This window comes from Limnospira sp. (assembly GCF_051859755.1).
Lineage (GTDB): Bacteria > Cyanobacteriota > Cyanobacteriia > Cyanobacteriales > Microcoleaceae > Limnospira > Limnospira fusiformis.
The window spans coordinates 1-5,250 of sequence record NZ_JBIMLI010000210.1 but is presented as its reverse complement, the minus strand read 5'-3'; the positions used below and the strand labels follow the sequence as shown (position 1 = coordinate 5,250).

Below are 5,250 nucleotides of genomic sequence, written 5' to 3'. Positions count from 1 at the left end.
TTATCCTCAACCCTTCTCGCTTATTATACCGTATTGCCCTAAAATATTAACCGAATTTGTGATTAAATCATGCTCTTTCAAGATTCTGTTTCTAGCAGATAGAAAGATAGATCCACATCTGGGATAATTAAATTATTCCAGATTTTGCAATACTCAGAAACTTCCGGCTAATGCAAGATTTTTCCGGGTTAAATGTATCTGATAACAGTTCTCAGCTACCATTATCAGGCTTTGGGAACCTTTTACCCGGTTTGGATGCCGATCTAGTTTTTATTCAGAATCAATCGGGGGAGTATCTACTATTTTCTTGGCGACAATGCGATCGCCATCCCCTTCCTGTGGACAAAATCACGGGAACTAATATGGCAGATACATTTAAGCCTCTGGTACTCGGACCCTATCAAGAAAGAATCCACCGGATGATCACCAGCTTAATACCAGAGCGCTTCAGTTATCCATTTTGTTATGAAGAATACTATTTTCCCCTAGAACTGATTGTCAGTCCCATATTAAAATCTAACGGCACTGCTACCCATGTTCTGGTGATGGGGCGACTACTGGAAAATTCTCAACTGAATCTTAACCCTAATCAAGAACTGATTGCCTACCGCGCCTTACCATCTAATTTTGATATCCAGCAAAAAATGCTGGTTCAAATTGCCGGAACCCTTTGCCGCAGCGTTCCCCCCACTTCTCAAATTTATCAAACTATTATCAGCCAAATTACTCAAAAAATTCGCCGCACTCTGGATTTAAAAGAGATTTGGCAACAAACTGTTAACGGCTTGGGTCAGGTTCTTGGTGTCAGTCGCTGTATTATCTGTCCCTATCGCAGCACCTCTGATAAGTCTACCCAAGTGGTGGCTGAGTACCGCCAACAAGATGTCCCCATGATGTTGGGTTTAAATCTATCGAGTGAGTCGGAATTGGGTTGGCTCAAGCCTTAGCCACTTTAGAACCGATTATCATTGAGCGCAGTTCCCCTGAAAATGACCCCTATCAACGCTATTCGTTGATGGTTGTTGCTACTGCTTATCAAGATCAGCCTAATTCTTTGATTTTCCTTCATCAATGCGATCGCACTCGCCAGTGGACGGCGGCGGAAATAGATTTTGTCCGGGAGTTGGCTACTCATGTGGGAACCGCGATCGCCCATGCTACCCTTTATCAGGAGTTAGAAGAAGCTAGACTAGAAGCGATCGCTCTTTCTCGTCTCAAAAGTGAGTTCCTCGCCAATACTTCCCACGAACTCCGAACTCCCCTTAACGGTATGATCGGCTTCCTTCAGTTAGTCTTAGATGGTATGGCTGATGACCCAGAGGAAGAACGGGAATTTATCGAACAAGCACATCAAGCAGCTATTCATCTCCTGAATTTAATTAATGATGTTTTAGATATTGCCAAAATTGAAGCGGGTAAAATGGATATTGAACTCGCCTTGGTCAAAGTTGATGAAGTTATCGGAGAAATCGAACATTTTATTCGACCTCAAGTTGAACAAAAAAATTTGAAATTTACTATTCAACCAGAAGCTGTCAATAGTCAAATTATTGTTTATGGCAACTATCAGCGCATCTTACAAGTGATTCTAAATTTCCTGGAAAATGCGATTAAATTTACTCACAAAGGCGGCATTAATATTAGCATAGGAATTATTCGGAAAAATGTGATGATTCAAAATCAAAAATTTCCGGGATTTGTGGAGTTTAGAGTTGTGGATACTGGTATTGGTGTTCCCATTGAAAAGCAAGATAGATTATTCCACGCTTTTTCTCAGGTTGATAGTGGTTACACTAAGCAATATGGGGGGACGGGACTCGGTTTAGTTATTTCTCAAAAGCTGGTTCAAGCTATGGGAGGTAAGGTTAAGTTTTACAGTTTGGGGGAAGGCTTAGGATCAACTGTGACTTTTACTATTCCTCTCTATCAAGAACCATGATATTAATTACCAAAAGATAGGGGGTTGACAACCTCCGAAATATCATGGTACTATTTTGATATATGATTTTATAATGAAAATCTTGCCTTGTTAAATAAAATTGCGACTATTCCCATTATCTAAAATGATACCACAAGCCGACCGGAAAAGCAACCCCCACAGCTTCCCATCGGCAAATTTTTTTTGTTACAAAACTTAACAATAAATTTACAAATCTCATTGTTATTGTTGCAGTAAGCGTTGATAGTCCACTACTCGACAAATGCGCCATTCAGGTAGTATTGTGGCTCCTATATGTTGGTAAAATGCGATCGCCGATTGATTCCAGTCGAGGACAGTCCACTCTAAGCGCCCATACCGACGTTCTAGGGCTACTTGAGCGACCTGTTGGATCAAGGCTTTCCCAATGCCTAAACCTCGATATTCAGGCATAACAAATAGGTCTTCTAAATGAATGCCGGGTTGAGTCAAGAACGTGGAAAAGTTATGAAAAAACAGAGCAAAGCCTACGGTTTTTTGCTCCCATTCAGCGATAATGACCTCAGCCATTGGCCGATCGCCAAATAGATACTGTTTCAAGGTTTCCAGATCTCCAGTGACTTGGTGGGAGAGTTTTTCATATTCAGCCAAAGCCTTAATTAAAGCCCAAATGACCGGAACATCATCAACAGTAGCAGGACGGATAATTAGTTGAGCAGGCATAGTTACTTAGAAGTTGACAACTGATTTTAATCGGTTCGACATGGGGAGGAGTTAGCTAGTTAGCAGTCTGCTCAAAAAAAGTAAAGATTCTTAGAGTTTAATCTAGGCCTAAAATGGTTATAATGGCTTCACTTTGTAATTAAAGTTACCATAACACCATGTCACAACCGACAATCGAATCAATTTTACACGAGAAACGGTTATTTCATCCGTCCGAGGACTTCTCCAAACAGGCCCGGATTAAGAGCATGGAAGAGTACCGGGAACTCTACGAGAAAGCCAAAGCTAACCCGGAAGCCTTTTGGGCAGAATTAGCCGAAAATGAGTTGCACTGGTTTAAAAAATGGGATCAGGTGCTGGACTGGCAGCCACCTTTTGCTAAGTGGTTTGTGGGGGGCAAAATTAATATTTCCTATAATTGCCTCGATCGCCATTTGACTACCTGGCGCAAAAATAAAGCCGCTTTAATTTGGGAAGGCGAACCGGGAGACTCTCGCACCCTGACTTATTCCCAACTACATCGGGAAGTTTGCCAAATGGCTAACGTGATTAAACAGTTGGGAGTCAAAAAAGGCGATCGCGTTGGGATTTATATGCCCATGATACCAGAGGCGGCGATCGCTATGTTGGCTTGTGCCAGAATTGGCGCACCCCATACCGTCATTTTTGGCGGTTTTAGTGCCGAGGCTTTAAAAGACCGCCTCGAAGATGCCCAAGCTAAATTGGTGATTACTGCTGATGGTGGTTGGCGCAAAGATGCGATCGTACCCCTAAAAGAACAGGTAGATAAGGCTTTACAAGCTGGTGCGCCTAGTGTTGATAACGTTTTGGTCGTACAGCGCACTCAGCAAAAAATCCAGATGGAACCCGGACGGGACCACTGGTGGCATGACTTGCAACAAAATGCTTCCGGGCAATGTCCCGCCGAAGAAATGGATAGTGAGGATATGCTGTTTATCCTTTACACTAGCGGGACTACTGGTAAACCCAAGGGAGTTGTACACACTACTGGTGGCTATAATCTTTACAGTCACATTACTAATCAGTGGGCTTTTGATTTACAGGATACTGATGTTTACTGGTGTACCGCTGATGTGGGTTGGATTACTGGCCATAGTTATATTGTCTATGGGCCTTTGTCCAATGGGGCCACAACTTTGATGTATGAAGGGGCTCCCCGTGCTTCTAATCCCGGTTGTCTGTGGGATGTGGTAGAAAAGTATGGGGTCACTATTTTCTATACTGCTCCTACTGCTATTCGAGCTTTGATGAAAATGGGTGAAAGACACCCTAATGCTCGTGATTTGTCTTCCTTGCGGATTTTGGGGACCGTCGGAGAACCCATTAACCCAGAAGCCTGGATTTGGTATAACCGCGTCATTGGTCACGGAAAATGTCCCATTGTTGATACTTGGTGGCAAACCGAAACCGGGGGTTTTATGATTACTCCTCTTCCCGGTGCGACTCCTACTAAGCCGGGTTCCGCTACTTTGCCTTTCCCTGGAATTATTGCTGATGTGGTTGATACCGAAGGCGAACCTGTTACTAATAATTCTGGGGGGTATTTGGTGGTGCGTCACCCCTGGCCGGGTATGATGCGGACTGTTTATGGCGACCCCGATCGCTTCCGTCGTACTTATTGGGAGTATTTACGACCTAAAAATGGCGATTATGTCTACTTCGCTGGTGATGGCGCTCATAAAGATGAGGATGGCTATTTCTGGGTGATGGGCCGCGTTGATGATGTGATTAATGTTTCCGGTCATCGCTTGGGGACTATGGAGGTTGAGTCCGCTTTGGTTTCTCATCCCGCTGTCGCTGAGGCGGCTGTGGTTGGCCGTCCTGATGAGGTTAAGGGTGAAGAAATTGTGGCTTTTGTTACTCTCGAAGGCGATCGCCAACCTGATGAAGCCTTGGAAAAAGAGTTGAAGCAGCACGTTGTTAATGAAATTGGCGCTTTGGCTCGTCCCGGAGAAATTCGCTTTTCTGATGATTTGCCTAAGACTCGTTCCGGTAAAATTATGCGACGTTTATTGCGATCGCTTGCTTCCGGCCAGGAGATTTCTGGGGATACTTCCACTCTCCAAGATCGCACCGTTCTCGAAAAGTTGCGCGGTGGCGCTTAGTTGAGCAATTCCCTCCCTCCTTAATTGAACCCGGATTTTCTTAGCCACAACTTTGGTGCGTCAGTTTCCCCCATCGGGAAATCATTAATTAATTGCTCTGACGCACCCGATCGCATTTTTGATTTTTTCGTCAACATCAAAATCCGCCCCGCCGCAGGGGTTGACAGGGAGCCGAAATTTTGCTACGATATTAGTATCAAGTTAGATAATGGAAATATAATCTAATTTTTAAAAATTGCAAATATTCCCATTATTATACGAGTAAACTGTCAAGCACCCCAAAAGTCAAGCCCCTACCCCCAAAAAGCGAAATTTTTAACATTTCTTAATATTTGATTTTTTCGTCAACATTTCAGGTCATCTGGGGAGAGCCAGAATTTAATCCAAGATTTGCTTTATATCTTAGGACAATAAGGTACAATACCCCCAAAGATTCGCAACTCAATAATGAGTATACGGTCAAACCCCAGACCATGCCAAATT

Annotated in this window: 4 protein-coding genes; 3 read left to right on the top strand and 1 reads right to left on the bottom strand. The window is 43.5% G+C overall.

The genetic code is table 11. From position 1 onward, the window contains the following. Positions 1-170: 170 nt before the first annotated feature. Positions 171-947 (top strand): hypothetical protein, encoded by a 777-nt coding sequence (locus tag ACTIE0_RS22490; protein WP_006623869.1) that lies wholly within the window; start codon positions 171-173, stop codon positions 945-947. Next, positions 932-1,939: a GAF domain-containing sensor histidine kinase gene (locus ACTIE0_RS22485; protein WP_006623870.1), complete on the top strand. Its 1,008-nt coding sequence runs from the start codon at positions 932-934 to the stop codon at positions 1,937-1,939. Before ACTIE0_RS22490 ends, ACTIE0_RS22485 begins: the two co-directional genes overlap by 16 nt. 222 nt (positions 1,940-2,161) lie before the next feature. Here the strand turns inward: ACTIE0_RS22485 and ACTIE0_RS22480 are convergent, their stop codons facing one another. Beyond that, complete coding sequence (locus ACTIE0_RS22480) at positions 2,162-2,641, bottom strand: GNAT family N-acetyltransferase (RefSeq protein ID WP_006669803.1); 480 nt, start codon at positions 2,639-2,641, stop codon at positions 2,162-2,164. Between the two features lie 158 nt (positions 2,642-2,799). Here ACTIE0_RS22480 and acs point away from each other — a divergent pair, with 158 nt between their 5' ends. Further along, positions 2,800-4,767 (top strand): acetate--CoA ligase, encoded by a 1,968-nt coding sequence (acs, locus tag ACTIE0_RS22475; RefSeq protein ID WP_006669802.1) that lies wholly within the window; start codon positions 2,800-2,802, stop codon positions 4,765-4,767. Positions 4,768-5,250 lie beyond the last annotated feature (483 nt).